General features: G+C 66.9%; 24 protein-coding genes and 1 riboswitch. Of the genes, 13 read left to right on the forward strand and 11 right to left on the reverse strand.

Annotated features, from left to right (window positions below; genetic code table 11):
* The first annotated feature begins 133 nt into the window (after positions 1-133).
* A complete protein-coding gene (gene abc-f / locus AC5RVG_RS11530; protein WP_494013936.1) occupies positions 134-1732 on the forward strand; it encodes a ribosomal protection-like ABC-F family protein in 1599 nt (532 codons plus the stop codon).
* A 119-nt stretch (positions 1733-1851) separates the two neighbouring features.
* On the opposite strand, the gene AC5RVG_RS11535 is transcribed toward abc-f, so the two are convergent.
* Genes AC5RVG_RS11535 through AC5RVG_RS11545 form a run of 3 tightly spaced genes read right to left on the reverse strand, consistent with a single transcriptional unit; the run spans position 1852 to position 3569 of the window.
* Positions 1852-2751: an SURF1 family cytochrome oxidase biogenesis protein gene (locus AC5RVG_RS11535; protein ID WP_494013937.1), complete on the reverse strand. Its 900-nt coding sequence runs from the start codon at positions 2749-2751 to the stop codon at positions 1852-1854.
* Positions 2752-2982, reverse strand: a complete 231-nt coding sequence (locus AC5RVG_RS11540; protein WP_493999662.1) for a hypothetical protein — start codon at positions 2980-2982, stop codon at positions 2752-2754. It abuts the gene before it with no gap.
* Entirely contained in the window at positions 2979-3569 is a 591-nt protein-coding gene (locus AC5RVG_RS11545; RefSeq protein ID WP_494013938.1) for a DUF3099 domain-containing protein, read from the reverse strand. Before AC5RVG_RS11545 ends, AC5RVG_RS11540 begins: the two co-directional genes overlap by 4 nt.
* A gap of 117 nt (positions 3570-3686) precedes the next feature.
* Here AC5RVG_RS11545 and AC5RVG_RS11550 point away from each other — a divergent pair, with 117 nt between their 5' ends.
* Together AC5RVG_RS11550 and AC5RVG_RS11555 are read left to right on the forward strand one after the other, a co-directional pair.
* On the forward strand, positions 3687-4421 hold the full coding sequence (locus tag AC5RVG_RS11550; RefSeq protein ID WP_494001253.1) for a beta-ketoacyl-ACP reductase: 735 nt from the start codon (positions 3687-3689) through the stop codon (positions 4419-4421).
* A 153-nt stretch (positions 4422-4574) separates the two neighbouring features.
* A complete protein-coding gene (locus tag AC5RVG_RS11555) occupies positions 4575-5327 on the forward strand; it encodes an SDR family oxidoreductase (RefSeq protein ID WP_494013939.1) in 753 nt (250 codons plus the stop codon).
* 18 nt (positions 5328-5345) lie between these two features.
* Here AC5RVG_RS11555 and AC5RVG_RS11560 read toward each other — a convergent pair whose 3' ends face one another.
* Together AC5RVG_RS11560 and serB are read right to left on the reverse strand one after the other, a co-directional pair.
* Entirely contained in the window at positions 5346-7235 is a 1890-nt protein-coding gene (locus tag AC5RVG_RS11560; protein WP_494013940.1) for a transketolase, read from the reverse strand.
* Positions 7236-7428: 193 nt separating this feature from the next.
* Positions 7429-8322 (reverse strand): phosphoserine phosphatase SerB, encoded by an 894-nt coding sequence (serB, locus tag AC5RVG_RS11565; RefSeq protein ID WP_494013941.1) that lies wholly within the window; start codon positions 8320-8322, stop codon positions 7429-7431.
* A gap of 106 nt (positions 8323-8428) precedes the next feature.
* Here serB and AC5RVG_RS11570 point away from each other — a divergent pair, with 106 nt between their 5' ends.
* From AC5RVG_RS11570 to AC5RVG_RS11590, 5 genes are all read left to right on the forward strand, one after another.
* Positions 8429-9217 (forward strand): ABC transporter ATP-binding protein, encoded by a 789-nt coding sequence (locus AC5RVG_RS11570; RefSeq protein WP_493999667.1) that lies wholly within the window; start codon positions 8429-8431, stop codon positions 9215-9217.
* Between the two features lie 14 nt (positions 9218-9231).
* Positions 9232-10008, forward strand: a complete 777-nt coding sequence (locus tag AC5RVG_RS11575; protein WP_493999668.1) for a sulfite exporter TauE/SafE family protein — start codon at positions 9232-9234, stop codon at positions 10006-10008.
* Positions 10005-10817, forward strand: coding sequence for a TrmH family RNA methyltransferase (locus tag AC5RVG_RS11580; RefSeq protein WP_494013942.1), 813 nt, complete (start codon positions 10005-10007; stop codon positions 10815-10817). The genes AC5RVG_RS11575 and AC5RVG_RS11580 overlap by 4 nt, the downstream gene beginning before the upstream one ends.
* Positions 10818-10922: 105 nt before the next feature.
* Positions 10923-11180 (forward strand): type B 50S ribosomal protein L31, encoded by a 258-nt coding sequence (locus AC5RVG_RS11585; protein WP_493978504.1) that lies wholly within the window; start codon positions 10923-10925, stop codon positions 11178-11180.
* Positions 11181-11339: 159 nt separating this feature from the next.
* Positions 11340-11834: a hypothetical protein gene (locus AC5RVG_RS11590; protein ID WP_494013943.1), complete on the forward strand. Its 495-nt coding sequence runs from the start codon at positions 11340-11342 to the stop codon at positions 11832-11834.
* 58 nt (positions 11835-11892) lie between these two features.
* Here the strand turns inward: AC5RVG_RS11590 and AC5RVG_RS11595 are convergent, their stop codons facing one another.
* Positions 11893-12279: a hypothetical protein gene (locus AC5RVG_RS11595; protein ID WP_494013944.1), complete on the reverse strand. Its 387-nt coding sequence runs from the start codon at positions 12277-12279 to the stop codon at positions 11893-11895.
* A 342-nt stretch (positions 12280-12621) separates the two neighbouring features.
* Here AC5RVG_RS11595 and AC5RVG_RS11600 point away from each other — a divergent pair, with 342 nt between their 5' ends.
* Positions 12622-13362, forward strand: a complete 741-nt coding sequence (locus AC5RVG_RS11600) for a tyrosine-protein phosphatase (protein ID WP_494013945.1) — start codon at positions 12622-12624, stop codon at positions 13360-13362.
* Positions 13363-13388: 26 nt separating this feature from the next.
* On the opposite strand, the gene AC5RVG_RS11605 is transcribed toward AC5RVG_RS11600, so the two are convergent.
* The 3 genes from AC5RVG_RS11605 to AC5RVG_RS11615 form a co-directional block, all read right to left on the reverse strand.
* Positions 13389-14456 (reverse strand): hypothetical protein, encoded by a 1068-nt coding sequence (locus AC5RVG_RS11605; protein ID WP_494013946.1) that lies wholly within the window; start codon positions 14454-14456, stop codon positions 13389-13391.
* A gap of 126 nt (positions 14457-14582) precedes the next feature.
* Positions 14583-15428, reverse strand: a complete 846-nt coding sequence (locus tag AC5RVG_RS11610; RefSeq protein ID WP_494013947.1) for an HNH endonuclease family protein — start codon at positions 15426-15428, stop codon at positions 14583-14585.
* A gap of 312 nt (positions 15429-15740) precedes the next feature.
* Entirely contained in the window at positions 15741-16121 is a 381-nt protein-coding gene (locus AC5RVG_RS11615) for a hypothetical protein (RefSeq protein ID WP_494013948.1), read from the reverse strand.
* Between the two features lie 122 nt (positions 16122-16243).
* On the opposite strand from AC5RVG_RS11615, the gene AC5RVG_RS11620 reads away from it, so the two are divergent.
* The 4 genes from AC5RVG_RS11620 (at position 16244) to lplAB (ending at position 18709) form a co-directional block, all read left to right on the forward strand.
* The gene (locus AC5RVG_RS11620; protein ID WP_494013949.1) at positions 16244-16537 is read left to right on the forward strand and encodes a hypothetical protein; all 294 of its coding nucleotides are present in this window, start codon (positions 16244-16246) and stop codon (positions 16535-16537) included.
* Positions 16538-16626: 89 nt separating this feature from the next.
* Positions 16627-16692: riboswitch (guanidine-III (ykkC-III) riboswitch) on the forward strand.
* Between the two features lie 10 nt (positions 16693-16702).
* The gene (locus tag AC5RVG_RS11625) at positions 16703-17017 is read left to right on the forward strand and encodes a DMT family transporter (RefSeq protein WP_493978495.1); all 315 of its coding nucleotides are present in this window, start codon (positions 16703-16705) and stop codon (positions 17015-17017) included.
* A gap of 10 nt (positions 17018-17027) precedes the next feature.
* Positions 17028-17363 (forward strand): DMT family transporter, encoded by a 336-nt coding sequence (locus tag AC5RVG_RS11630; protein WP_494013950.1) that lies wholly within the window; start codon positions 17028-17030, stop codon positions 17361-17363.
* 284 nt (positions 17364-17647) lie between these two features.
* Entirely contained in the window at positions 17648-18709 is a 1062-nt protein-coding gene (gene lplAB / locus AC5RVG_RS11635) for a lipoate-protein ligase LplAB (protein ID WP_494013951.1), read from the forward strand.
* 28 nt (positions 18710-18737) lie between these two features.
* Here lplAB and AC5RVG_RS11640 read toward each other — a convergent pair whose 3' ends face one another.
* Together AC5RVG_RS11640 and pepN are read right to left on the reverse strand one after the other, a co-directional pair.
* Complete coding sequence (locus AC5RVG_RS11640) at positions 18738-19391, reverse strand: dihydrofolate reductase family protein (RefSeq protein WP_494013952.1); 654 nt, start codon at positions 19389-19391, stop codon at positions 18738-18740.
* Positions 19392-19571: 180 nt separating this feature from the next.
* A complete protein-coding gene (gene pepN / locus AC5RVG_RS11645) occupies positions 19572-22187 on the reverse strand; it encodes an aminopeptidase N (protein WP_494013953.1) in 2616 nt (871 codons plus the stop codon).
* Positions 22188-22195: the final 8 nt, after the last annotated feature.

Raw genomic sequence — 22195 nt, forward strand, 5'->3', positions numbered from 1 at the left:
CCGTCCGATCAGAGCGGGGCGGAGGGGTGGGGACGGCTTTGGGTTGCCGGTAGACTGGAAAGGTTGATTTCCGCCCGTCCCGTCTGGACGGCGCCCGGGCATCCCTCCCGCACCCCTTCGAAAGGCTTCCACTGTGATTACCGTCAACGATCTTGAGCTGCGTGCCGGGGCCCGTCTGCTCATGGAGGCGGTGTCCTTCCGTGTGGACAAGGGCGACAAGGTGGGGCTGGTGGGCCGCAACGGCGCCGGCAAGACCACACTGACCCGCGTCCTCGCGGGAGAAGGCATGCCTGCCGCCGGGACCGTGGTGCGCACCGGTGAAATCGGTTACCTGCCCCAGGATCCGCGGACCCCCGACATGGAACAGCTGGCCCGCGACCGGATCCTCTCGGTGCGGGGCCTCGACGTGGTAACCCGTAAGCTGCGGGAAGCGCAGTCGGACATGGCCAGCACCGACGCCGACGTCCAGGCCAAGGCGATGCGCCGCTACGACCGGCTGGAGGCCGAGTTCATCTCCGGCGGCGGTTACGCCGCCGAGGCCGAGGCGGCCGCCATCTCCTCCAACCTGGCCCTGCCGGAGCGGATCCTGAACCAGCCCCTGCGGACGCTGTCAGGCGGCCAGCGCCGCCGCGTCGAGCTGGCGCGGATCCTGTATTCGGGTGCCGACACCATGCTCCTCGATGAGCCGACCAACCACCTCGACGCCGACTCGATCAGCTGGCTGCGCGAGTTCCTGAAGAACCACCAGGGCGGGCTGATCGTGATCAGCCACGACACCGGGCTGCTGGAAGCGACCGTCAACAAGGTGTTCCACTTGGACGCCAACCGCGCCACCATCGACATTTACAACATGAACTGGAAGCGCTACCTGTCCCAGCGCGAGACCGACGAGCGGGCCCGCAAGCGTGAGCGCGCCAACGCCGAAAAGAAGGCCCAGGTCCTCATGGACCAGGCGAACAAAATGCGCGCCAAGGCCACCAAAGCGGTGGCGGCCCAGAACATGGCCAAGCGCGCCGAACGCCTGCTCAGCGGCCTGGACGAGGTGCGCGCACAGGACAAGGTGGCGGCGTTGCGCTTCCCCGATCCCGCACCGTGCGGCAAGACTCCGCTCACCGCCGAAGGCCTGAGCAAGTCTTACGGCTCGTTGGAGATCTTCACGGATGTGGACCTGGCCATCGACCGCGGCTCCCGCGTGGTGATTTTGGGCCTGAACGGCGCCGGCAAGACCACGCTGCTGCGTATGCTGGCCGGGGTGGACACCCCCGACACCGGCGATGTGCTGCCCGGCCACGGACTGAAGATCGGCTACTACGCCCAGGAACACGAAACCTTGGACGTGGACCGGACCGTGCTGGAGAACATGCGCTCGGCCGCCCCCGACCTGCAGGATGCGGAAGTGCGGAACATCCTCGGTTCCTTCCTGTTCTCCGGGGACGACGTGAACAAGCCCGCGGGCGTGCTCTCCGGCGGCGAAAAGACCCGGCTCGCCCTGGCCACCATCGTGGCGTCGTCGGCCAATGTGCTGCTGCTGGATGAGCCGACCAACAACCTGGACCCCGCCAGCCGGGCGGAAATCCTGGGCGCACTGCGCAACTACAGCGGCGCCGTCGTCATGGTGAGCCACGACGAAGGGGCGGTGGCGGCCCTGAACCCGGAGCGCGTCGTGCTGCTGCCGGACGGCGTCGAAGACCTCTGGAACGAGGACTACCTGGACCTGGTCACGCTGGCCTGATTCCTGGGCGGGGCCTCGAACCGCAATTGCACGGCGCTTAGACACCTCCCTCGTTCCTCGGTCGGCGATGCGCGCCTTAGCAATTCCGGTTCCGGCAGAGCCGCAACTAAGAGCCGCAATTAGTCGTCGCGGCTGAGCAGGGTGCCGTCGGTGCGGAACCCCTGGGCGTCCAGCAGGGCGTCTTCCTCTTCTTCGGCCGTCGGCCGCTTGCTCCGGCGTTTCGGGGCAGCGGCGCGCGGCGCCGGATTGGCCTGGTGGTATCCGCTCAGCGCCTCCTCTTCCTCGGCGTACCGGCTGTGGTGCGCCTGCTGGCGGGCGGCATAGCCGTAGCCGACAAACAGGAGCACACCGAAGGCGTACCACTGCATCGAGTACGACAGGTGCGGTCCTTCGTCGATGGCCGGTTTGGGGATCTGCACGGGCTGTACGGCCGCGGCGGGGGATTCCGCCGCCATCAGGCCGTAGCTGCCCGTATGCACTGGGTACCCCAGCTCGGCCGCATAGGCGTCCAGGTTAATGGACGCGAGCTGGCCGTCCGGGGCACCGCGGCTGACCGGGCCTTCGCCTGGCTTGACCCGCGCGACGACGGTGACGTCGCCTTCCGGGGCGGCGGGAATGGTGTCCGGATGGCCGGCCTGGTGGTTGCCGATCGGGAGCCAGCCCCGGTTGATCACCACGGCGCTGCCGTCCTCGAGGCGCAGCGGGACAAGTACCTCGTAGCCAGGCCGGCCGTTCAGCGGGCGGTTGCGCACGATCCGCTGCCCGGCGTCGTCGTACTCGCCGGCGAGGACCACCGGCGTCCATTCCACCGCGTCATCGGCGCTGGCGAAGATGTCCGGCACCTCGCCGAACGGCACCGGATCGGCGTCGTAATTGTTCTCCACCGCTGCGATGACGTCGCGGGCCTGGTCCCGGCGGTCCATCTGCCAGTTGCCCAGCAGCACGCACACCGCGGCCAGCAGGGCAACGATCAGCAGCCAGCCCAGCCACTTGCCGCTGAGCAGGAATCGGTAGGACATTCAGGCACCTTCCAAGGGGAGCGTTTCGCGCCAGAGGCTGCGCTGGATGAGATAGTCCTGCAGCCACTCCCGGTGTCCGCCGCACGCCAGCCAGATCTTGCGGCGCTCGGGGGTATGGATTTTCGGGTTGTTCCACAGCAGTTGCCACTGCGCGGCCTGACGGCAGCCCTTGCGCGAGCAGACGGGGGAGTCGGCCGCCAGCCCGCCGCCGAGCTGGTCCAGGAGGTTCACGCGGCCGCCTTCCGCCGGCGCCGCTTGGTGACGGGGCTCAGGTTTCCGAGAAACGCGGATGGCTGGTCGTCGGCATGGGGATCCTCCTGCGCGGCAGCGTCGGCAGCGAGGGGCCCGTCGGCTGCTGGGGCCGGGCGCGAGTGAGGCCCGGACCCGTCCCCGGCGGAGGCGGGATGAGCGGGAGGGGAGGACGGGCCGGGGCTGTCGTCCGGTCCCTGCCCGGCGTCGTCGATCAGTTCGCCGGTGAGGACTTCGTCCGGGTCGGCCCCTGCGTCTCCCGCCCGGGCGGAGGGGGCCTCCAACTCCGGCTGCGGCGCCTGGTCCAGCAGGGCGCTGCTGTGCTGCAGGTTCGATTTGTCGCTGCCGCCATTGGCGATGATCACGGCGATCCACGGCAGGAAAACGGCGCCGCCCACGAAGAACCAGCGGAACCAGCTGTCGATGAAGAAGAAGAGCAGCAAACAGGCCAGCCGGATACCCATGGCGAGCGTGTACTGGACCATGCGCCGGTGCATCTCATCGGTATGGCTTTCGGGGACGTCCGTAATGCTCAGGACTTCCGGCTTCTCGTCAGGCTGCTTGCTCATCACACTCCATCAGGGCTGTATCAATTCTCCCACGATGGCCGGAATGTCTAAAGCCGCGCGACGATGACCGGCCGGCGGATATCCCGGGCTAGGATTCCATAGGAAAACAGCAGCGTGATGGAGGTAAGAGTGAGCAACGAACAGCAGCCCGGCCGCAGCGTGCTGGTCACCGGCGGCAACAGGGGAATCGGGCTGGCGATTGCCCGGGCCTTCGAAGCGAACGGGGACAAGGTGGCGATCACCTACCGCAGCGGCGAGGTTCCCGACGGACTCCTGGGTGTGAAGGCCGATGTGACCGATGCCGGGTCCGTGGACGCCGCCTTCACCGAGGTCGAGGCTGCCCACGGTCCCGTGGAGGTCCTGGTCGCCAATGCCGGCGTCACGCGCGACATGCTGCTGCTGCGGATGAGCGAAGAAGACTTCACCAGCGTGGTGGATACCAACCTGTCCGGTGCGTTCCGGGTGATCAAGCGGGCCTCCAAGGGCATGATCAGGCTGCGGAAGGGCCGCGTGGTGCTGATCTCCTCGGTGGTGGGCCTCTACGGGTCGCCCGGCCAGATCAACTATGCCGCGTCCAAGGCCGGCCTGGTGGGCATCGCCCGGTCGCTGACCCGCGAGCTCGGATCGCGCAACATCACCGCCAACGTGGTGGCCCCGGGCTTCGTCAACACGGAAATGACGGCCGTCCTGCCGGAGGACACCCAGAAGAACTACCTGGCGTCCATCCCGGCCGGCCGCTTCGCCGAACCGGAAGAAGTTGCGAACGTGGTCCGCTGGATTGCCAGCGACGAAGCCGCCTACATCTCCGGCGCGGTCATCCCGGTGGACGGCGGATTGGGAATGGGCCACTAGGCAACCCAGGCAGGTGTTCGGGCCGCGTTTTGTCGGCTCCCGACAACGGATAAGGCTTCGGGGACTGGCAAGATGGAACCCGAAGCCTTTTCCGGTTGGGCGTTTCCTACAACGCGCCGGCCGGACCACCACTGAGAACCTCGAGGAGCAGCCATGGGCGCACTGGACGGCAAAGCAGCAATCGTAACGGGATCATCGCGCGGCATCGGCGCGGAGGTGGCCAAGCTCCTGGCCGCCGAGGGAGCGTCGGTGGTGGTCAACTACCGCCAGAAGGCACCCCGCGCGAACAAGGTAGTGGCGCAGATCGAGGAAGCCGGCGGGCGCGCCGTCGCCGTTGCCGCCGATCTCACCGCGGCAGAGGGCGCCGAGGCGCTGGTGGAGGCCGCCATGCAGAACTTCGGCGGTGTCGATGTGCTGGTGCTCAACGCGTCGGGCGGCATGGAGTCCAGCATGGGCGAGGACTATGCCCTGCGCCTGAACCGCGACGCGCAGGTGAACATGCTCAAGGCCGCGGCCGAGGCGATGCCGGCCGGCTCCCGGGTGGTGTTCGTCACCAGCCATCAGGCCCACTTCATCCGTACCGTGCCGACCATGCCGGAGTATGAGCCGGTGGCCCTGAGCAAGCGCGCCGGCGAAGACGCGCTGCGCGAACTGCTGCCGGAGCTGGAGGCCAAGGGCATCTCGCTGGTGGTTGTGTCCGGCGACATGATCGAAGGCACGGTGACCGCGACGCTGCTGGACCGTGCCCGCCCCGGCGCGATCGAGGCCCGCCGGGCAGAGGCCGGCAAGCTCTACTCGGTGGAAGAATTCGGCGCGGAAGTGGCCAAGATGGTTACCGCCGATGTCCCCTCCGGTCACACGGAATACGTGGGCGGGGCCGAGTCCTTCCTGCAGGCGCAGGACTAAGGGCCCGCAAGAGCCCGACTACTCCCGGACCAGTCGGCGCGCGGCCGCGGCTATGTGCCGCGCCGAGATGCCCGCCGCGTCCAGCAGGTCCTGTGGCGCACCGGAGGTCGGCAAGCCTTCCACGGCCAGCCGGACCAGTTTGAGGTCCGGTACCCGCGCCTGGGTCAGGGAATCGGCCACGGCCGAACCGAGCCCGCCTTCCGGATAGTGGTCCTCCACCGTGATGATCCGGCCGCCCGTGGCCCGGCACGCCGCCAGCAGCGTCTGGTGGTCGATGGGCTTGACCGAATAGAGATCGACCACCCGCGCGCCGATGCCGTCGTCGGCGAGCCGGGCGGCCGCGGCCAGGCATTCGTGCAGGGTGACGCCCGCTCCGACGAGGGTGACGTCGTCGTCGTCCGTAGCCCGGTGCACCTTCGCCCCGCCGATGGGGAATTCTTCGCCCTCCCCGTACAGCACGGGGTAATCGCCCCGCGTGGCCCGGAGGTAGCAGATGCCGGAAGTGTCCGCCATGGCGCGGACCAAACCGGCGGTCGAGGGCGCGTCGGCGGGGTAGAGGACGGTCGAGGTGTGGATCGCCCGCATCGCGGCCAGGTCCTCCAGCGCCATCTGCGACGGCCCGTCCTGGCCGATTTCGACGCCGGCATGGGTGCCGACCAGGCGGATGTCCACCTCGGAAACCCCGGCCATCCGGATGAAGTCGTAGCCGCGGGAGACGAGGAACGCTGCAAAACTGGCGGCGAACGGCACATACCCGCGCACGGAGAGTCCGGCCGCCGCCGCCACCATCTGCTGTTCGGAGATGAACATCTCGAAGAAACGCTCGGGCGCGGCCTTGCTGAACTCCCCGGCCTTGGTGGAGTTGCCCACCTCGCCGTCCAGGACCACCACCTCGGGCCGGGCGGCGAGGGCAGCCAGAGCCTCGCCGAAGGCGGTCCGGGTGGCGACGGAATCGCCCGCCGTGTAGGCGGGCAGCGCGACGGCGGCCGCGGGGTTGGGTGTGATGGCCGGGTCGCCGGGTTCCGGCGGCAGCGGGGCGATCCGCAGCCTGGTCGGGCCGCCCAGTGCCTCGATGGCGGCCGCGGCGACGTCCTCCGGCAGTGCCTTGCCGTGCCAGCCGTCCCTGTCCTCCACCGCGGGAACGCCCTTGCCCTTGACCGTGCGGGCCAGGATGACGCTGGGCCGGTCGGTGGTCTCACGCGCCGTGGCGAAGGCTTCATTGATAGCGGCCAGGTCATGGCCGTCGATCGGCAGCGGCTGCGCGCCGAAAGCCCTGATCCTTGCGGAGTACCGGTCCAGGTCCCAGCCCAGTGCGGTCGGCCCGTTCTGGCCCAGCCGGTTCACATCCACGATCGCCGTCAGGTTTCCCAGCCGGTAGTACGCGGCCTTGTCCAGCGCCTCCCACATGGATCCTTCGGTCATCTCGCTGTCCCCGCAAAGGACCCATGTCCGGTAGGGGAGCCGGTCCAGGTACTTGCCGGCCAGGGCGATGCCGACGGCCACGGGCAGCCCCTGGCCGAGTGAGCCGGTTGCCACGTCCACCCAGGGCAGGGCCGGCGTGGGATGTCCCTGCAGCCGGCCGCCGAACCGCCGGTAGGAATCGAGCAGCTCCGTTTCGTCGATCACTCCGGCGGCCCGGAACATGGCATAGAGCAGCGGCGAGGCATGCCCCTTGGAGAACACCAAGTGGTCGTTCGCGGCGAGCTCCGGCCGCTGCCAGTCATAGCGCAGGTGGTTCGCCAGAAGCACCGCCATGAGGTCGGCCGCCGAGAGCGACGAGGTGGCGTGGCCGGAGCCGGCGCGGGTGGTGGCCCGGATGGAGTCGACCCGCAGCTGCGCCGCCAGGCGCCGGCACGTCTCGGCCGCGTCCGGATCCAGGGTGGCGGTTGGTGTGGAATGCGTGACCATCGCTGGTTCTCCTTCACGGCAGGTTCCGGGAACCCCCGCCCGGAGGCCGGCAGCACGGGCGCGGTCCGGGAAGGTTCAACCGACCCTACTCCGGCACGTGGCCCTGCGATAGGGTCCGCGTCCCACGGAAACCGGCCGGCACGGGATGGCGGGTCCGCCCGTCGCGGGCGGTTGTCAGACTCCGCGGGCGGTGTCAGACGCCGGCGAAGTAGCGGGCCACATCCAGGTAGGGGATGTTGATGGCGGCGTCGGCGGCCGCCCGGACCGCCGGCTTGGCGTTGAACGCCACGCCGAGGCCGGCGGCCGCGAGCATGTCCAAATCATTGGCGCCGTCGCCGATGGCAATGGTCTGCGCCAGGTCGATGGCCTCCGCGGCGGCCCATTCGCGCAGCACTGCCTCTTTCACCGCCCGGTCCACCACGTCACCGTCCACCGTGCCGGTCAGCAGCTCCGCGTCGATGCCCAGCAGGTTGGCCCGGTGGTAGGTCAGCCTGAGCTCGGCGGCCAGCGGATCCAGGATCTGGCTGAAGCCGCCGGAGACTACGGCCACCGCGTGGCCGGCGGCCAGGAAGGCCTCCACGAGTTCCCGTGCGCCGTCCGTCAGCCGCACCGCGGCACGGACACGGTCGATGACGTCGAGCGGAAGGTCCTTCAGGGTGGCCACCCGGGCGTGCAGGCTCTGGGCGAAGTCCAGTTCACCGCGCATCGCCGCCTCGGTCACGGCGGCCACCTCCTCGCGCTTGCCCGCATGCTCGGCCAGCAGTTCGATGACCTCCTGCTGGATGAGCGTGGAGTCCACGTCCATGAGCAGCAGCTTGCGCTGCGGCCCGGCCAGCGACGCGTCCATCACGGCCGTGCCCAGGTCGTCGGTGAGGACGGGGGCCAGCGCCGCCCGCAAGGCTGCGACGCCGTCGGAGGCACCGCCGTCGTACTCCACCGTCAGGACGGTGACCTGGAAACGGTCGTTGGCCGCGTTCTCCAGCTCCCTGATGCTCCCGCCGGCTCCGGTGACCGCTGCCTGCACGGCAGCGAGGTAGGCGTCGGGGAGTTCCCGGCCGTAGGAGACGACACGGAGGAGCGAGGGCATGATGATTCCGTTCTACGCAAAGCTTGGGGGAGGGCCGGGTCCATCATGGCAGGCTCCGGCGCCGCGTTTGGCGAATACTACGCGTTTTAGCCTACTGTCTACTGATATGAGCGATGTACTTGAATTTGCCGGGGTCACTGTTGTCCGCGGGCGGAAAACCCTGCTCGACGGCATTGACTGGCAGGTCAAGGAGGGGGAGCGCTGGGTAGTGCTCGGCCCCAACGGGGCGGGCAAGACCACGCTGCTGCAGATCGCCGGCGCACGCCTGCATCCCACCCGCGGGATCGCCGGGATCCTGGACGAGACCATGGGCAAGGTCGACGTGTTCGAGCTGCGGCCGCGGATCGGCCTGGCCTCCGCCGCGCTGGCGGGCCAGATCCCCGAGCACGAGCAGGTGCTCAATGTGGTGGTCACCGCCGCCTACGGGGTGACCGGCCGCTGGCGCGAACAGTACGACAAGATGGACGAGCGCCGGGCCTTCCGGCTGCTGGACGCCTGGGGCATGTCCACCTTCATGAACCGCACCTTCGCCACCCTGAGCGAGGGCGAACGCAAGCGCGTGCAGATTGCCCGGGCCCTGATGTCCGATCCCGAACTGCTGCTGCTGGACGAGCCGGGTGCCGGCCTGGACTTGGCTGGCCGCGAGGATCTGGTGCGGCGGCTGAGCGAACTGGCCCGGGACGAGGACGCGCCGGCGCTGGTGCTGGTCACCCACCACCTGGAGGAAGTGCCGCCGGGCTTCACCCACGCCATGCTGCTGCGCGAGGGCGGGGTAGTGGCCCAGGGGCCCATCGCGGAGGTGCTGACCGAAGAGAACCTGAGTACCGCCTTCGACATGCCGCTGAGCGTGAAGCACGACGGCGGCCGCTACACTGCCGTAGCCAAGCGCGCCTAGGCGGCGCCCGCCTCATGGATGTGCTGAACGCTGCCCTGATCGGGCTGGGCGGGCTGTGGGCCGGCACCATCAACAGCATTGTCGGCTCCGGCACGCTGGTCACGTTCCCCATTCTCGTGGCGCTGGGCTATGCGCCGGTGACCGCGACCATCTCGAACGCGATGGGCCTGATCGCCGGCAATGTGGGCGGCGTCTACGGCTACCGGAGGGAACTGGCCGGGCTGCGCCGCACCCTGGCCATCCTGCTTCCGGCCTCACTGCTGGGCGGGATCACCGGCGCTTGGCTGCTGCTGCACCTGCCGGAGGAAGTCTTCGGCGTGGCGGCCCCGTTCCTGATCGTGGTGGCGCTGCTGTTCGTGGTGTTCCAACCGAAGCTCCAGGCCTGGGTGCGGGACCGCCAGGCCGCGCAGGCCCGGACCCGGCCGCGGCCGTGGCTGCTGCTGGGGCTGGTCTATTTCGCCGGTGTCTACGGCGGCTACTTCGTGGCCGCGCAGGGCGTGCTGCTGGTGGGAATCCTCGGGGTCTTCCTGCACGGCACCCTGCAGCAGGCCAACGCGGTGAAGAACGTGCTGGTGCTGGGCGTGAACATCATCGCCGCCATCTCCTACATGCTCTTCGCGTTCGACCGGATCGACTGGCCGGTGGTGCTGGTCATCGCCATCAGTTCGCTGATCGGTGCGCTGATTGGCTCCGCCGTGGGACGCCGGCTGAAGCCGGTGGTGCTGCGCAGCATCATTGTCACCCTTGGCCTGGTGGCGCTGTTCGTGCTGGTCAGGAACCTCTTCGCATGAACCTGGTGCGCCTGGACTCCGCCGCCGATCCGCGGGTGGCCGACTACGCGCAGCTGACGGACACCGCACTGCGCCGCCGCCGCGAGCCCGCCGAGGGGATGTACATCGCCGAAAGCTCCAAGGTGCTGCGCCGCGCCATCGCCGCCGGCCACACCCCGCGGTCTTTCTTCCTGACCGACAAGTGGCTGGACGACCTGCGCGATGTGATCGACCGGTTCCCCGAGGTGCCCGTGTTCGTCGGGACGCCCGAGGTGCTGGAGACGATCACCGGATTCCACCTGCACCGCGGCGCGATGGCCGCCATGCACCGGCCCGCGCCGCTGCCCGTCGAGGACGTGCTGGCCGGTGCCCGCCGGGTGGCAGTGCTGGAGGACATCGTGGACCACACCAACGTGGGCGCGATCTTCCGATGCGCCGCCGCCATGGGCATGGACGCGGTGCTGCTCAGTCCACAGTGCGCCGACCCGTTGTACCGGCGCAGCATCCGGGTCTCCATGGGCACGGTCTTCCAGATTCCGTGGGCCCGGCTGCCGGAGTGGCCGGAGGGTGTTGCCGCGCTCCGCGACGCCGGGTTCATCACGGCGGCGTTGGAGCTGACCGAGGACGCCATCGCCCTGGATGAGCTGGAACGGCGCAGCTACGACAAGCTGGCGCTGGTGCTGGGCACCGAGGGCGCCGGCGTGAAGGAGCAAACGCTCGACCGGGTGGATCTGACCGTGATGATCCCCATGCGTGCGGGAGTGGACTCCCTGAACGTTGCGGCCGCCAGCGCGGTCGCGTTCTGGGCCTGCCGTGTCACTTCGACGTGAGCCCGCCGAATGCGGTAGAGTTGTGTGCTGGCCCTGATGGGGCTGCCATCTTTCCATCCTTCTAGCCGCTGGCAAAATCCAGGGGCGCGTAGAAAAGGTACAACTATGAAGTCTGATATCCATCCGGCATACGCCCCGGTCGTGTTCCGCGACCTGGCCTCCGGCGTTTCCTTCCTGACCAAGTCCACCGCGACGTCCAAGCGGACGGTGGAGTGGGAAGACGGCAACAGCTACCCGCTGATCGAGGTTGAAATCTCCTCGGAGTCCCACCCGTTCTACACCGGCAAGCAGCGCATCATGGACAGCGCCGGCCGCGTGGAGCGCTTCAACGCACGCTTCAAGGGCTTCGGCGGCAAGAAGTAACACTTCTCCCCGCAAGTCTTCAGCGAAGCCCGCACCGCCCGGTGCGGGCTTCGCCGTTGAATGCGGCGGCCTATTGGCTCGGGTTTGTGGCCCGGCGGCCTGGCGCGTCGTGCACCGGCTCCTGGCGTCCCCTGCCGGCCGCGACGTTAGGCTGCTGGCATGGCACCAACTCCACACCGTGAAGCGGTCCGCACTGGGCGGCACCGGGACCATCGCCGCCCGGGGGCGATCGGGGGCCCGGTCACGCTGGCCGTTTCCGCCCTTCTGCTCACGGCATGCGCAGCAGGGCAACAGCAACTGCCGGCCGAAATCACCTGCACCACGCAGTACCGTCCGGACTTTGGCGGCAGCGCCGGAGAAGAGGCCGGCCAGTTGGTCCTGCCCAGGGTCGACGGCACGACGGGGGACCGGCAGCAGTTGATCGCCGGCTCGTTCCGGCTGTCCGGAAGCTACACAGGGGAGGCCCCGGACGGCCGCGCCGTGTCGCTGGCCATCACCGACGGGGCCGGCACCGCGCTGGTGAACATGCTGTACCAGCTGGAGGACAGCACCTCCCTGCAGTCCCGCTTCGCAGGGGGACACGGGTTTACAGGTCTGCACTACATCCGTGACGGAGACGCTGAACTGCAGCTGTTCTGCGCCGCCGACGGGTAGGTTGCCGGGCGGGAGTGATTGCTCCCTATCCCAACCGGCGGAACCGCGCCCGGACCGGCTAGTCAAGGGGCGGGCAGTGGCTGTGCTCAAACTTCATCCGTGTGACATCGCCGCTTTTGGCCGGGTCGAGCACATAACCCTTCCACACCTGCTCGGGGTCTTCGAAAATCTTGGTGAAGTACGGATCCGAAACCCAAGTGTCGAGCATGGCAAGGGCTGCGGCCTGCCGGCCCTGCTCATTGCTCTCGAAGGCGCCAAGGAATTCACCCTCCCAGGCGCAACGCCAGTAATGCGAGGCAATGGATTCGCCGAGCCCACCCGACTCATACAGCCCTGTCGGGTCGTCGTAACCGCCGGGAATGCCGGCAGGCCAATCGACCCCGGCGGGAAGGGGATGGGGAAAGTCATCGAGCGCGTTCCGGTACAAAGCGGGAATCTCGGCCATGCTGACAAACCCGGAGGCGCCCGCGGGTGGTTCCGGCAGCGGGTCGGACGGTGGGGTGGACGCCGGCGTGGAGGGTGGAAGCGAGGTGGACGCGGGGGAAGATGCTGCTGGCGGGAGGTCCTGTGTGGCTTGCGCGGTCGCTTCCGCACACCCGGCCACTGCGATGAACATTGCGCTGACCGCCGCAACGCTGAGGAATTGAGTGGATCGTTTCCTTTTGACCCCCGACATAAGCCCCTGCTTCTTCCCAATGGCCGTGACCTGCCACCTGACGGGCGGGTTTCGGAACAGCATATGCGAAGTATGGGGGTGCGGCATCGCTCATCTGTAGACTGCCCTGTCATGAACAGGACACCGTGGGACGGAGCGTTCAACCTTAGCGACCTTGGCGGCATGCCGCTGCGTGGAGGTGGTCTAACACGCCGGGGGCAGTTATACCGGTCCGGGGCGCGCGAGTACTTGTCTCTCCAGGGGTGGCAGGATGCGCTGGACTCCGGCCTCACCACTGTAATTGACCTGCGAAACCCCGGCGAAATCAAAAGGGAGCGGCATCATCCCGTTATCGACGAAAAGGTGCTCGAAGACCTGATGATCGCTAACTTGCCGACCGAGGACCCCGACGACGAGGACTTCATGCGGGTCTGCGGACCTCTGCTGGATCACACTGCGTCCTACCGGGACAATCTTGCTTTCTATCCCGAGAAGTTTGCCCAAATCTTCCGGACGATAGCCCACGCCAAAGGAGCGGTGCTGTTTCACTGTGCAGGCGGTCGCGATCGGACCGGAATGATCGCCGCCGTTCTCCTCGCACTTGCCGGAGTGCCGGTTGAAGCGATTGCCAGCGACTATGAGCGTGCAGTTCGCAGCGTGGACAAACACGCACGCCGCAACCCGACGCACAGCAAGGTGAGGGTGCACTCCATCAAAGAGTTAGAGGACCGTATTGCGGAGCGACGGACGGAACTCATTACCTGGCTGGCAGGATTTGATCCCCGGTCTTATCTTCGCGAAGCAGGGCTCAGTCAAGAAGAAATCGAGCTTCTGAAAAGTCGCTTGCGACCCGCAGGTTCGGCTGGGGCGTAGCTCACTCCGTGCGGGCGCCAGCTGGTTCATGGCTCGGTCGGCGGTGACCCCGCAGACCAGCAGCCGTCTTGCGGCCCACGATGCCACGTCTGCCGGGGCCCTTCCCACTCCCGTGCCACGTCGGTGAGCCAGATCGTGGTATCGGGGTTCCACCCGGCGATGACACTTGCCGTGGCTGAATCAATCCGGAGCGGGCGCGTGGCGCCGTTGAGATATGCGACAACAGTCAGGTGGACGGCATCCCATTCCTGCGCAACTTGTGCCCAGTCCGGAATCACCCATCGACCGGTCCGTCCGGTAGTGCGGTACCAGTCGTGCCGGCGGGAGGCGGTAACCTCCAGGGGGAAGGCGCGGCACAGGCGGATCCAGTCATCCCCCGTGCGGATCTCATAGGTTCGGCCCACTCCACGGACCGGGATGGTGGTGGCATCTTCCCAGCCAAGGCTGTCTTCGACGAGCTCCAACCCTGACGGAATCTGCCCGACGGTCTGGAGCAACCCCTGCGGGATAGACCACCACGTGCCGGACCAAGGTGCCCCGGGGTCATCGGGCCGGTCTTTCGCAGCCCGAGCTTCTTCGGCTCGCTCTCCATGTTTCCACTCAGCCAAGGTGCGCTGAGGGTCTTTGGGCAGCGGCGACGGATCCTCCGCCGATCGCCAGTCAATTGCCCACTGCTCGGTCCGGCGAGGCAGACTCCATTGCCGCCCCGTCGATGAATCCATGACCTCTTCGGCCACGGGGTAGAGGGCGGCGACGACGGCGGGATGTCCGGCGAGCACGTCTTCACCCTCCGGCTCCTGCCAGTACCTGGCCGACGCAACGGCTAGTTGCAGCGCCGATTGAATGACTACACCCTTCAGGGCGCCCGGATTGATGGAAGCAATCGCTGCCGCAAACTCTTCCGGTGATGAAGGGGCGGAAGCAACACCTCGACCGGCGGTCAGCAGGACTGTTGAGGAGCCCCTTCCAGGATCGAGTTCGTATGCCAGCCTGGATGCGGCCGTTCTGACGTCCGGGCTGAGCGCCTTCGCCAGCTCGAGGCATAGGCGTCGCCCGCGCGGTCCCTCGAGGAGCAAGTCGGCCCTGTTCTGCATTCGATCATCGTCGCACTTGGAGGGCGAGGGCGGCTGCCTCCGTTATTACGAAGACGTGCCCGATAATTCCATTGTTGTGGGTTCTCCCGCACGTGTGGTGCACTTCCTTTCCCCCTGAACCCCCAATCAGGCCCGCCACCGGAGGCGACTGTCCGTGGAGGACGCCTTGCAGGTGTAGGTCTTGCCATTGGTTTTGCCGATGCCCTTCTTGCCCTTCATGGACGAGGCGCAGAAAGCACCGGGGGAGACCTCCAATGCAGTGGAGGGCTTGGCGGCCTTCGTCGGCGTTCCCTTGCTGGCCGGCTTGATGGCGGTGACCTTCACCGTCTTCTGCCCGGGGCAGGAGGTGAGGACCCGCTTCATAGCGGCCTTCTCGGCGGGAGTGACCGACAGGGCGTACTTCTTCTTGACCGCGATTTGGGTGGCGACGAGGGGACAACGGAAGGACTTGTTCTTGGGCAGCCACGCACTGGCCTCGCGGTCGCCCTTCGCCCGATTCGCGGAGGAATCCACGGCCAGCAGGTTCAGCGGGTCGTTGGCCAGGGCGGTGCGCTGGGCGGTAGAGAGCTTCTGGGCACCGGACACCCAGGCCTGGCCCAGTGCCACGACGTGGTCGATGTCGACCTTGTTGCCGCCGCGGACGTAGCTGATGGTCTTGCCGGTGTAGGGATCCTTCAGGGTCCCGGAAGCGATGACGCAGTTATTCGTGCCGGGCTTAAACCTGTCCTTGGTGAGGTCGCGCTTGAGGATATCGTTCCGGGTATCACAGCCGTTGCGATCGGTGTCCTTCCATGAGGGTCCGAACTTGTCCCGGGAATAGCCGGTCTTAGCGGCCTTGCCCTTGACCGGCAGGGTGTTCAGCACCGAGGAGGCGCTCGGCCCCGTGGCTTTCGGCCCGAGGGCCTCAGCCGGGGCTGCGGCCGTGAACCCGCCAAGCAGCAGGGCTCCGGCGGTAACGATGGAGGCCAGCATTCGGCCCGGATTCTTGCGCAAGTATTCCCCCAATATGTCCGGCATCAGTCACGCATGCATTCAGTGCGATTGCCTGGGAATTATCCTGCCATACAAAAGGCCTGCCTTTGTGCGGCAGGCCTTCCTTTCCCACGTTGAAGATCCGGAGCTCATCGGTTATGTAGACGGAATGGCCCTCAAGCAGGCCGAAATCCAACTAGCGATAAAACCAGGCAGGGCGAGTAGGAAAGTGGTTTCGCTTGGCTGAGCGCAGGTTGTTGGAATTCCAGGGAAGGGGCCGCGGGAAAGCTGCGACAGGAACTGTCTATACGGCTAGGGGCGGTGCCGTCCCCCAGGGATTTCGCGGGGTGAGCGTGCGTCTGCGTTCTTGAGGGCCTCAAGGAACTGCAACCGCTCATCATCATCGATGACCAACTCTGCATGCGTTCCTCGGGGAGGGGCGAGGAGTCGTGGGCCTGTGTAGGTGGCGCCCAGGTATAAATCGTTGAGCGTCTCTCCGGGCTCCGCCATCGGTTGAGTGATGCTCTTTCTACCTCCAAGCGCAAGCCTGGCTACAAATACCACCACGGCGATGAGCATCAAACCCTCGATGGCATATCCTCCCCATTTCGTATATCCAATGAAGAACAACCCGGCGCTGACCAGGATCATGCCGATTACTAAGGCAACCGCGATCTTAAATGTTCTACGCATTGCCCTCTTCCAATTTCGGCCTTCCAGCGCCCAGACTTTTCTGATCAGGGTATCCCGACAGGACGTATCATTCGATAGTTCGAGGAGTGGCCGTCCGTTCAATGTCCCAAGGAGTCCGCAGCATGCACCTAAAACGCAGCGAAAGGGGCCGGCAGTTCATGAAAAAAATCCCCGTTGCGGCAGCCTTCGCATCCGGCATCTCCATGGTGTTCCTTGGCCTCGTGTTGGCCTTGTTTACGTGGATTGGTTTCGGGGGAATCAGCGAGGCCGATCAAGGACTGGCTCCTGCCCCTCTCAGGATCGGTTTCGTTCTGGTTTTCCTCGGGCTAGGCGCGCTCGGCTTCGTGATTGCAGTTGTATCGGCCCTTCGAGCTGCGTGGCACCTGGCGAAACGCAGGAAAGCAACAAACGATTAGAGGGCCATCAACGACCGGGGCCAGGCCACAGGCTGGTGAGGTTGGCCACCAAAGCTGCGCACCGGCGTCGTACTTTGCTATTTTCAAGTCCAAGACCTGTTCCTTGGGTCTCCGGACGACGGTTCAGTACCCGGTGTGCGACAAGACTGGCCAAAGGAATCACACATGGAATGGCTGATACTTGTTCTGTCCGGCGTCCTGGAAGCCGTCTGGGCCACGGCCCTGGGCGCATCAAAGAATTTCCGCCGGCTCTGGCCCACCATCATTTTCGTAGTATCCATGGCCCTGAGCATGGCCGGCCTGGCCTACGCCATGACTGCCATACCGGTAGGGACCGCCTATGCGGTCTGGGTCGGCATCGGTGCGGTGCTGACCGCGGCGGTTGCCATGGTCACCGGCGCCGAGAAGGCGACCTTGATACGCGTCCTCCTGCTGCTGGGCATCATCGGCTGCGTTGTCGGCCTCAAGGCGATCGGCTAAGGGGGCTGGCATGCATTGGACTGTCTTGTTAATCAGCGCCGTCCTGGAAGCTGTGTGGGCAACAGCGCTGGGGATGTCGGACGGACTGAGCCGCACGGTGCCCGCCGTGGTGTTCTTCGTGGCCTTGACCCTGAGCATGGTGGGCCTGGGCTATGCCATGCGCGGCATCCCCATCGGCACGGCATATGCGGTGTGGACCGGAGCCGGGGCAGCGCTGACCGTCGGCTACGCCATGCTGTTCGGCGGAGAACCTGCGAGCGTGCTCAAACTGCTGTTCGTTGCCGGGATCATCGGGTGCGTGATCGGGCTAAAGCTTGCCGATACGGGCGACGGGAACAAGTCATGAAAAAGCGCCGGCGGGTAGTGGAGAGGTTGGGGGAGTTACTCCATACCCGCCGGCGCTTGGACCGGGCACGTCCGGCCCCTCTTTCACTCGCACCGTGATGAGGTGTCTATGACACTACGAGCGGGTTCTGGGCACAGCCCCGGCAGCAGCTGGGAGGAACCTGAGTCCCGCGCCGCACGGGCCGCCCCCGGGCCTTGATTAGACTGGGAAAACCGACGACCGCGCCGCCTGACGGCCAACACCGTCCGCCGCCAAGATAGCCCCAAGACAGCCAAGGAGTGCACATGACCGACCACCGCCATGGAGAGTACAAGGTCCAGGGCGGCAAGCTCGTGGTCGTGGACTTCGAGGTGGCGGACGGACAGATCACCCGGCCGTCCGTCAGCGGAGACTTCTTTCTGGAACCGGATGAAGCACTGGCAGACATCAACGTAGCGCTTGACGGGATGAGCATCGAAAGCGCCCACGGCCACTATGCCAGCGCGATAAACGCTGCATTGCGGCCAGACGCGCAAATGTTTGGTTTCTCGGCCGATGCGGTTGCCGTGGCCGTGCGCCGCGCGCTCAACAAGGCCACCGGTTGGCTTGACCATCAATGGCAGGTTATTCCACCCACCCCGCTGCCGACGCACCTGCATGTCGCGATGGACGAGGTCCTGACCCGCCAGGTGGGGGCCGGGAAGCGCCCGCCGACGCTGAGGTTCTGGGAATGGGAGGCGCCGTCGGTGGTGATCGGCAGCTTCCAATCGGTCCGCAACGAAGTGGACCCGGACGGGGTGGAACGCCACGGCATCACCGTGGTGCGCCGGATCAGCGGCGGCGGCGCCATGTTCATGGAACGCGGTAACGCGATTACCTACTCGCTGTACCTCCCACAGACTCTGGTGGACGGGCAGAGCTTTGAAGCGTCCTACGCGTACCTCGACGCCTGGGTTATGGCGTCGCTGGAGAAGGTCGGCATCAAGGCGTTCTACCAGCCGCTCAACGACATCGCCACGCCGGAGGGCAAGATCGGCGGCGCGGCGCAGAAGCGGTTGGCCAATGGCGGGATGCTGCACCACGTGACCATGTCCTACGACATCGACGCGGACAAGATGACCGACGTCCTTCGGATCGGCAAGGAAAAAATCTCCGACAAGGGCATCGCCAGCGCCAAGAAGCGGGTGGATCCGCTGCGCCGGCAGACCGGCCTGACCCGCGAAGAAATCATCGACGTGATGATCCGAACCTTCAAGGACCGCTATGCCGCCGAGGACAGCGGTTTTTCCGAGGAAGAGCTGGCCATGGCCCGGGAACTCGTGGAGACCAAGTTCGGCACGGAAGAATGGCTGCACCGCGTACCGTAGGGTGAGCGGCGGAAGCCAAGCGGCCGGGCTACCGGTCCCTGCTCCTGACCAGGCGGGCGTGAGCCGCGGCAGGCGAGGCGGCGAATTCGACGCATTCGTAGCCGAGAGCCGCGGCGTCCAGATCGTCGAACACGCGCTCGCCGGAGCCGAGCAGAACGGGCACCATGGCCAGGTGCAGTTCGTCCACGAGCCGCGCTCGCAGGTATTGACGGACTGCAGATGCGCCGCCGCCGAGCCGGACGTCCTGCCCGGCGGCGGCGTCGAAGGCCTTGCGCAGGGCGGACTCGATCCCGTCGTCGACAAAGTGGAAGACGGTCCCGCCGGCCATGGTGATGGGCGGCCGCGGGTAGTTCGTCAGCACGAAGACCGGATGATGGAACGGCGGGTCTTCACCCCACCAGCCCCGCCACTCCACGGAGGGCCACTCGCCGCGCACCGGCCCGAACATGTTCCGGCCCATGATGGTGGCCCCGATGCCCTCCTGCCCGGCCTCGACAAAGTCGTTGTCCAGCCCGGTGGAACCCCCGGCCTCGCCGCCCATCCGCTTGCCGGCCGCGGTCCGGAACACCCACTCGTGCAGCTGTTCGCCGCCCACTCCCAACGGGTCCTCAACGCTCTGGTTCGGGCCGGCTGCGTAGCCGTCGAGCGATACGGAAAAATTGTGCACTCGCAGTCTCGGCACGATTCCTCCTGCTCCTGAACCCCGGCGTCCGGGGGTCCGGGTCCCTGGAAGACGACAGCCTATTCCACGGAGGCTGCGCAGGGAACCGTGCGGCGGCTACCGGCCGCCAATGGCCGCCGATGCGCCTGCAGCCGCTCGCCCGCCGTCGTCCGCCGTCGTCCGCTGTGCCGCTGTGTGCGCTCAGCCCCGGGTGCCGGCCTGCTGCGCGCGGAGTGCCCGGAGCAGATGGTCACGCTGTTCAATGACGATGCGGCGAAGCGCGGCCGGCGCCTCCGCGTGGCTGTCGAGCCAGGCATCGGTGCGTACGACGACGGGGTGGTCCGCAGGGGCCTGTCCGGGGACCAGGTCCTGCGCGATGGGGTAGAGCCCCCGAACCAGCCTGCCCGCTATCTCGATGCTCTTCACCGACCAGATTCGATCGAGTTCCTCAAAGTACGGTTCGGCATACCCTGCGTGAAGCCCGGGCGGGCCCTGGCAGAAACCATCGATGGTGGCGTCCAGCAGCTCGTTGGACAGCGAATCGGTATGCACCGCGGTGTGCCAGGCCTGGGCCTTCACCTCCGGAAGGGGCCGCGCGGTCATGGCTGCCAGGTGGCCGGCACGCGCCGCCGCGTTGCGGTCGGCTTCCAAGGCCGCATCCAGCTCCGCCGCCGAGGCGTGGCCGGTGGCCGCCAGCGCCTGCCAGAAGCGCCAACGTAAATCGGTGTCCAGCTTCAGCCCCTCCAGCACCGTGGTCTTGTCCAGCAGGCCGCGCAGGAAAGGCGCCTGGCCGTCATCGGCGCGCGCGACCGCCGCCAGCGACCGCGCCCAGGTCAGCTGCCGGTCGCTGCCCGGCTCCGCCGCTTCCGCCTCCCGGCGGGCGGCGGCCAGAAAGGCTTCCCGCAGGCCTGTCCGGAGTTCCGCCGGCGCGTAGCGGTCCATCGCCGTCTTGGCGCAGTCCAGGACCACCTGCAGCACGCTGTTCTCGGTTTCTGCCGGCGCGAAGCGCTGCACAGCCTCCACGTAGTCGGCGGCCGGGAGGCGCCCGTCGCGGGCCATGTCCCACAGGGTTGACCAGCACAGGGCGCGAGCCAGCGGATCGGTGACCTTGTCCAAGGAGGAAAGCACCGTCTCCAGGGAGCCGGTATCGAAGACGACCTTGGCGTAGCTCAAGTCCTCATCGTTGAGCAGCAGCAGGGCGGGAACCTCGCGGCCCGCCAGTTCCGGAACCTCGGTCCGCGGCCCCGCCACGTCCAGCTCCAGCTGGTCCGTGCGGACCAACCGGCCGGAGGCGTCCGGGTTGTACAGGCCCAGTCGCAACCGGTGCGGCCGGAAGGACGGCTCCTGCGTCACCGGATCCACCGCCTCCTGGACGACGCCCGCGGAGGCGATCGCACCGCCGTCGTACTCGAGGTCCACGCCCAGGGTGGAGATGCCGGCGGTTTGCAGCCACTGCCGCGCCCACTGCTCCATGTCCCGGCCGGAAGCCGCGCTGAGAGCGGTGAGGAAATCGGCCAGCGACGTATTGCCGTAGGCATGTTCGCGGAAATACCGGCGCGAGGCGCCGACGAAGGAGTCGAAACCGGCATAGGCCACCAGCTGTTTGAGCACCGAGGCGCCCTTGGCATACGTGATGCCGTCGAAGTTCTGCTTGGCCGCTTCCAGGTCAGGGATGTCGGCGACGATGGGGTGGGTGGTGGGCAGCTGGTCCTGCACGTACGCCCACCCCTTGCGCCGGTTGGCGAAGGTGATCCAGGCGTTGGTCCATTGCGTAGCCTCGGCGGACGCCAGGGACCCCATGTAGTCGGCGAACGATTCCTTCAGCCAGAGGTCGTCCCACCACTTCATGGTGACCAGGTCGCCGAACCACATGTGCGCCATCTCGTGCAGGATGGTGTTGGCGCGGGCCTGGTACTGGGCGTCGGTGGCCCGGGAGGAGAACACGTAGGCCTCGGTGAAGGTGACCAGGCCGGGGTTCTCCATGGCGCCCAGGTTGTATTCGGGCACGAACGCCTGCTCGTACTTGCCGAACGGGTAGGGGTAGTCGAAAAGTTCGTGGAAAAAATCCAGGCCGGCCTTGGTGACGGCGAAGATTTGCTCCGGATCGAAGGAGTCGGCCAGCGAGGCCCGGCAGTAGGCGCCAAGCGGCACACTCAGTTGTCCGCCGTCGGGCAGGGTGCCCTGCCAGGTGTCCGTGGCCGCGTGGTAGGGCCCGGCCAGGATCGTGGTGATGTAGGTGGAGATGCGTGGCGTCGCTTCGAAGCGGCGCACGGAGTAGCCGGGCGTGGAGCCCATCGGCTCGGTCACGGCCACCGCGGCGTTGGAGGCCACCAGCCAGTGGGCGGGGGCTGCCACGTGGAAGCTGAAGCTGGCCTTCAGGTCCGGCTGCTCGAAATTGGCGAAGACGCGGCGCGCGTCGGCCGGTTCGTATTGGGTGTAGAGGTACGTTCGCGCGTCCACCGGATCAACGAACCGGTGGAGCCCTTCGCCGCTGCTGCTGTACAGAGCGGTGCCCGTGATCGTGGCCTGGTTCTCGGCCTCGAGGCCGGGCAGCGTGATCCGGGAACCGTCCACCACCTCGTCGAGGTCCAGGGGCCGGCCGTTGAGCGTGACGGAGTGGACGCCGCCGTGGATGAAGTCGGCAAACACCGTGGCGCCCGGTTCGCTGCAACTGAAGGTGATGACGGTGCTGGAGACGAAACCCGGCGCGTCGGGGTCCTCGGCGTTGCGCAGGTCCAGCGAGACCTCATAGCGCTCCACCTGCAGGATGCGTGACCGTGCGGCCGCTTCATCGCGGCTGAGGTTCTGGTTCGTCATCCGGCCCA

The sequence above is a fragment of the Arthrobacter senegalensis genome, assembly GCF_059091765.1.

Bases quoted from the DNA above. Each gene is read 5' to 3' on its own strand.
- AC5RVG_RS11590 (WP_494013943.1), top strand. From the start codon at position 11,340: ATGGCACCAACTCCACACCGTGAAGCGGTCCGCACTGGGCGGCACCGG.
- lplAB (WP_494013951.1), top strand. From the start codon at position 17,648: ATGACCGACCACCGCCATGGAGAGTACAAGGTCCAGGGCGGCAAGCTC.
- serB (WP_494013941.1), bottom strand. From the start codon at position 8,322: ATGCCCTCGCTCCTCCGTGTCGTCTCCTACGGCCGGGAACTCCCCGAC.
- AC5RVG_RS11555 (WP_494013939.1), top strand. From the start codon at position 4,575: ATGGGCGCACTGGACGGCAAAGCAGCAATCGTAACGGGATCATCGCGC.
- AC5RVG_RS11545 (WP_494013938.1), bottom strand. From the start codon at position 3,569: ATGAGCAAGCAGCCTGACGAGAAGCCGGAAGTCCTGAGCATTACGGAC.
- AC5RVG_RS11630 (WP_494013950.1), top strand. From the start codon at position 17,028: ATGCATTGGACTGTCTTGTTAATCAGCGCCGTCCTGGAAGCTGTGTGG.
- AC5RVG_RS11595 (WP_494013944.1), bottom strand. From the start codon at position 12,279: ATGGCCGAGATTCCCGCTTTGTACCGGAACGCGCTCGATGACTTTCCC.
- AC5RVG_RS11560 (WP_494013940.1), bottom strand. From the start codon at position 7,235: ATGGTCACGCATTCCACACCAACCGCCACCCTGGATCCGGACGCGGCC.
- AC5RVG_RS11610 (WP_494013947.1), bottom strand. From the start codon at position 15,428: ATGCTGGCCTCCATCGTTACCGCCGGAGCCCTGCTGCTTGGCGGGTTC.
- AC5RVG_RS11620 (WP_494013949.1), top strand. From the start codon at position 16,244: ATGCACCTAAAACGCAGCGAAAGGGGCCGGCAGTTCATGAAAAAAATC.
- AC5RVG_RS11585 (WP_493978504.1), top strand. From the start codon at position 10,923: ATGAAGTCTGATATCCATCCGGCATACGCCCCGGTCGTGTTCCGCGAC.
- AC5RVG_RS11575 (WP_493999668.1), top strand. From the start codon at position 9,232: ATGGATGTGCTGAACGCTGCCCTGATCGGGCTGGGCGGGCTGTGGGCC.
- AC5RVG_RS11600 (WP_494013945.1), top strand. From the start codon at position 12,622: ATGAACAGGACACCGTGGGACGGAGCGTTCAACCTTAGCGACCTTGGC.
- AC5RVG_RS11535 (WP_494013937.1), bottom strand. From the start codon at position 2,751: ATGTCCTACCGATTCCTGCTCAGCGGCAAGTGGCTGGGCTGGCTGCTG.
- AC5RVG_RS11550 (WP_494001253.1), top strand. From the start codon at position 3,687: ATGGAGGTAAGAGTGAGCAACGAACAGCAGCCCGGCCGCAGCGTGCTG.
- AC5RVG_RS11615 (WP_494013948.1), bottom strand. From the start codon at position 16,121: ATGCGTAGAACATTTAAGATCGCGGTTGCCTTAGTAATCGGCATGATC.
- AC5RVG_RS11605 (WP_494013946.1), bottom strand. From the start codon at position 14,456: ATGCAGAACAGGGCCGACTTGCTCCTCGAGGGACCGCGCGGGCGACGC.
- AC5RVG_RS11625 (WP_493978495.1), top strand. From the start codon at position 16,703: ATGGAATGGCTGATACTTGTTCTGTCCGGCGTCCTGGAAGCCGTCTGG.
- AC5RVG_RS11580 (WP_494013942.1), top strand. From the start codon at position 10,005: ATGAACCTGGTGCGCCTGGACTCCGCCGCCGATCCGCGGGTGGCCGAC.
- AC5RVG_RS11570 (WP_493999667.1), top strand. From the start codon at position 8,429: ATGAGCGATGTACTTGAATTTGCCGGGGTCACTGTTGTCCGCGGGCGG.
- pepN (WP_494013953.1), bottom strand. From the start codon at position 22,187: ATGACGAACCAGAACCTCAGCCGCGATGAAGCGGCCGCACGGTCACGC.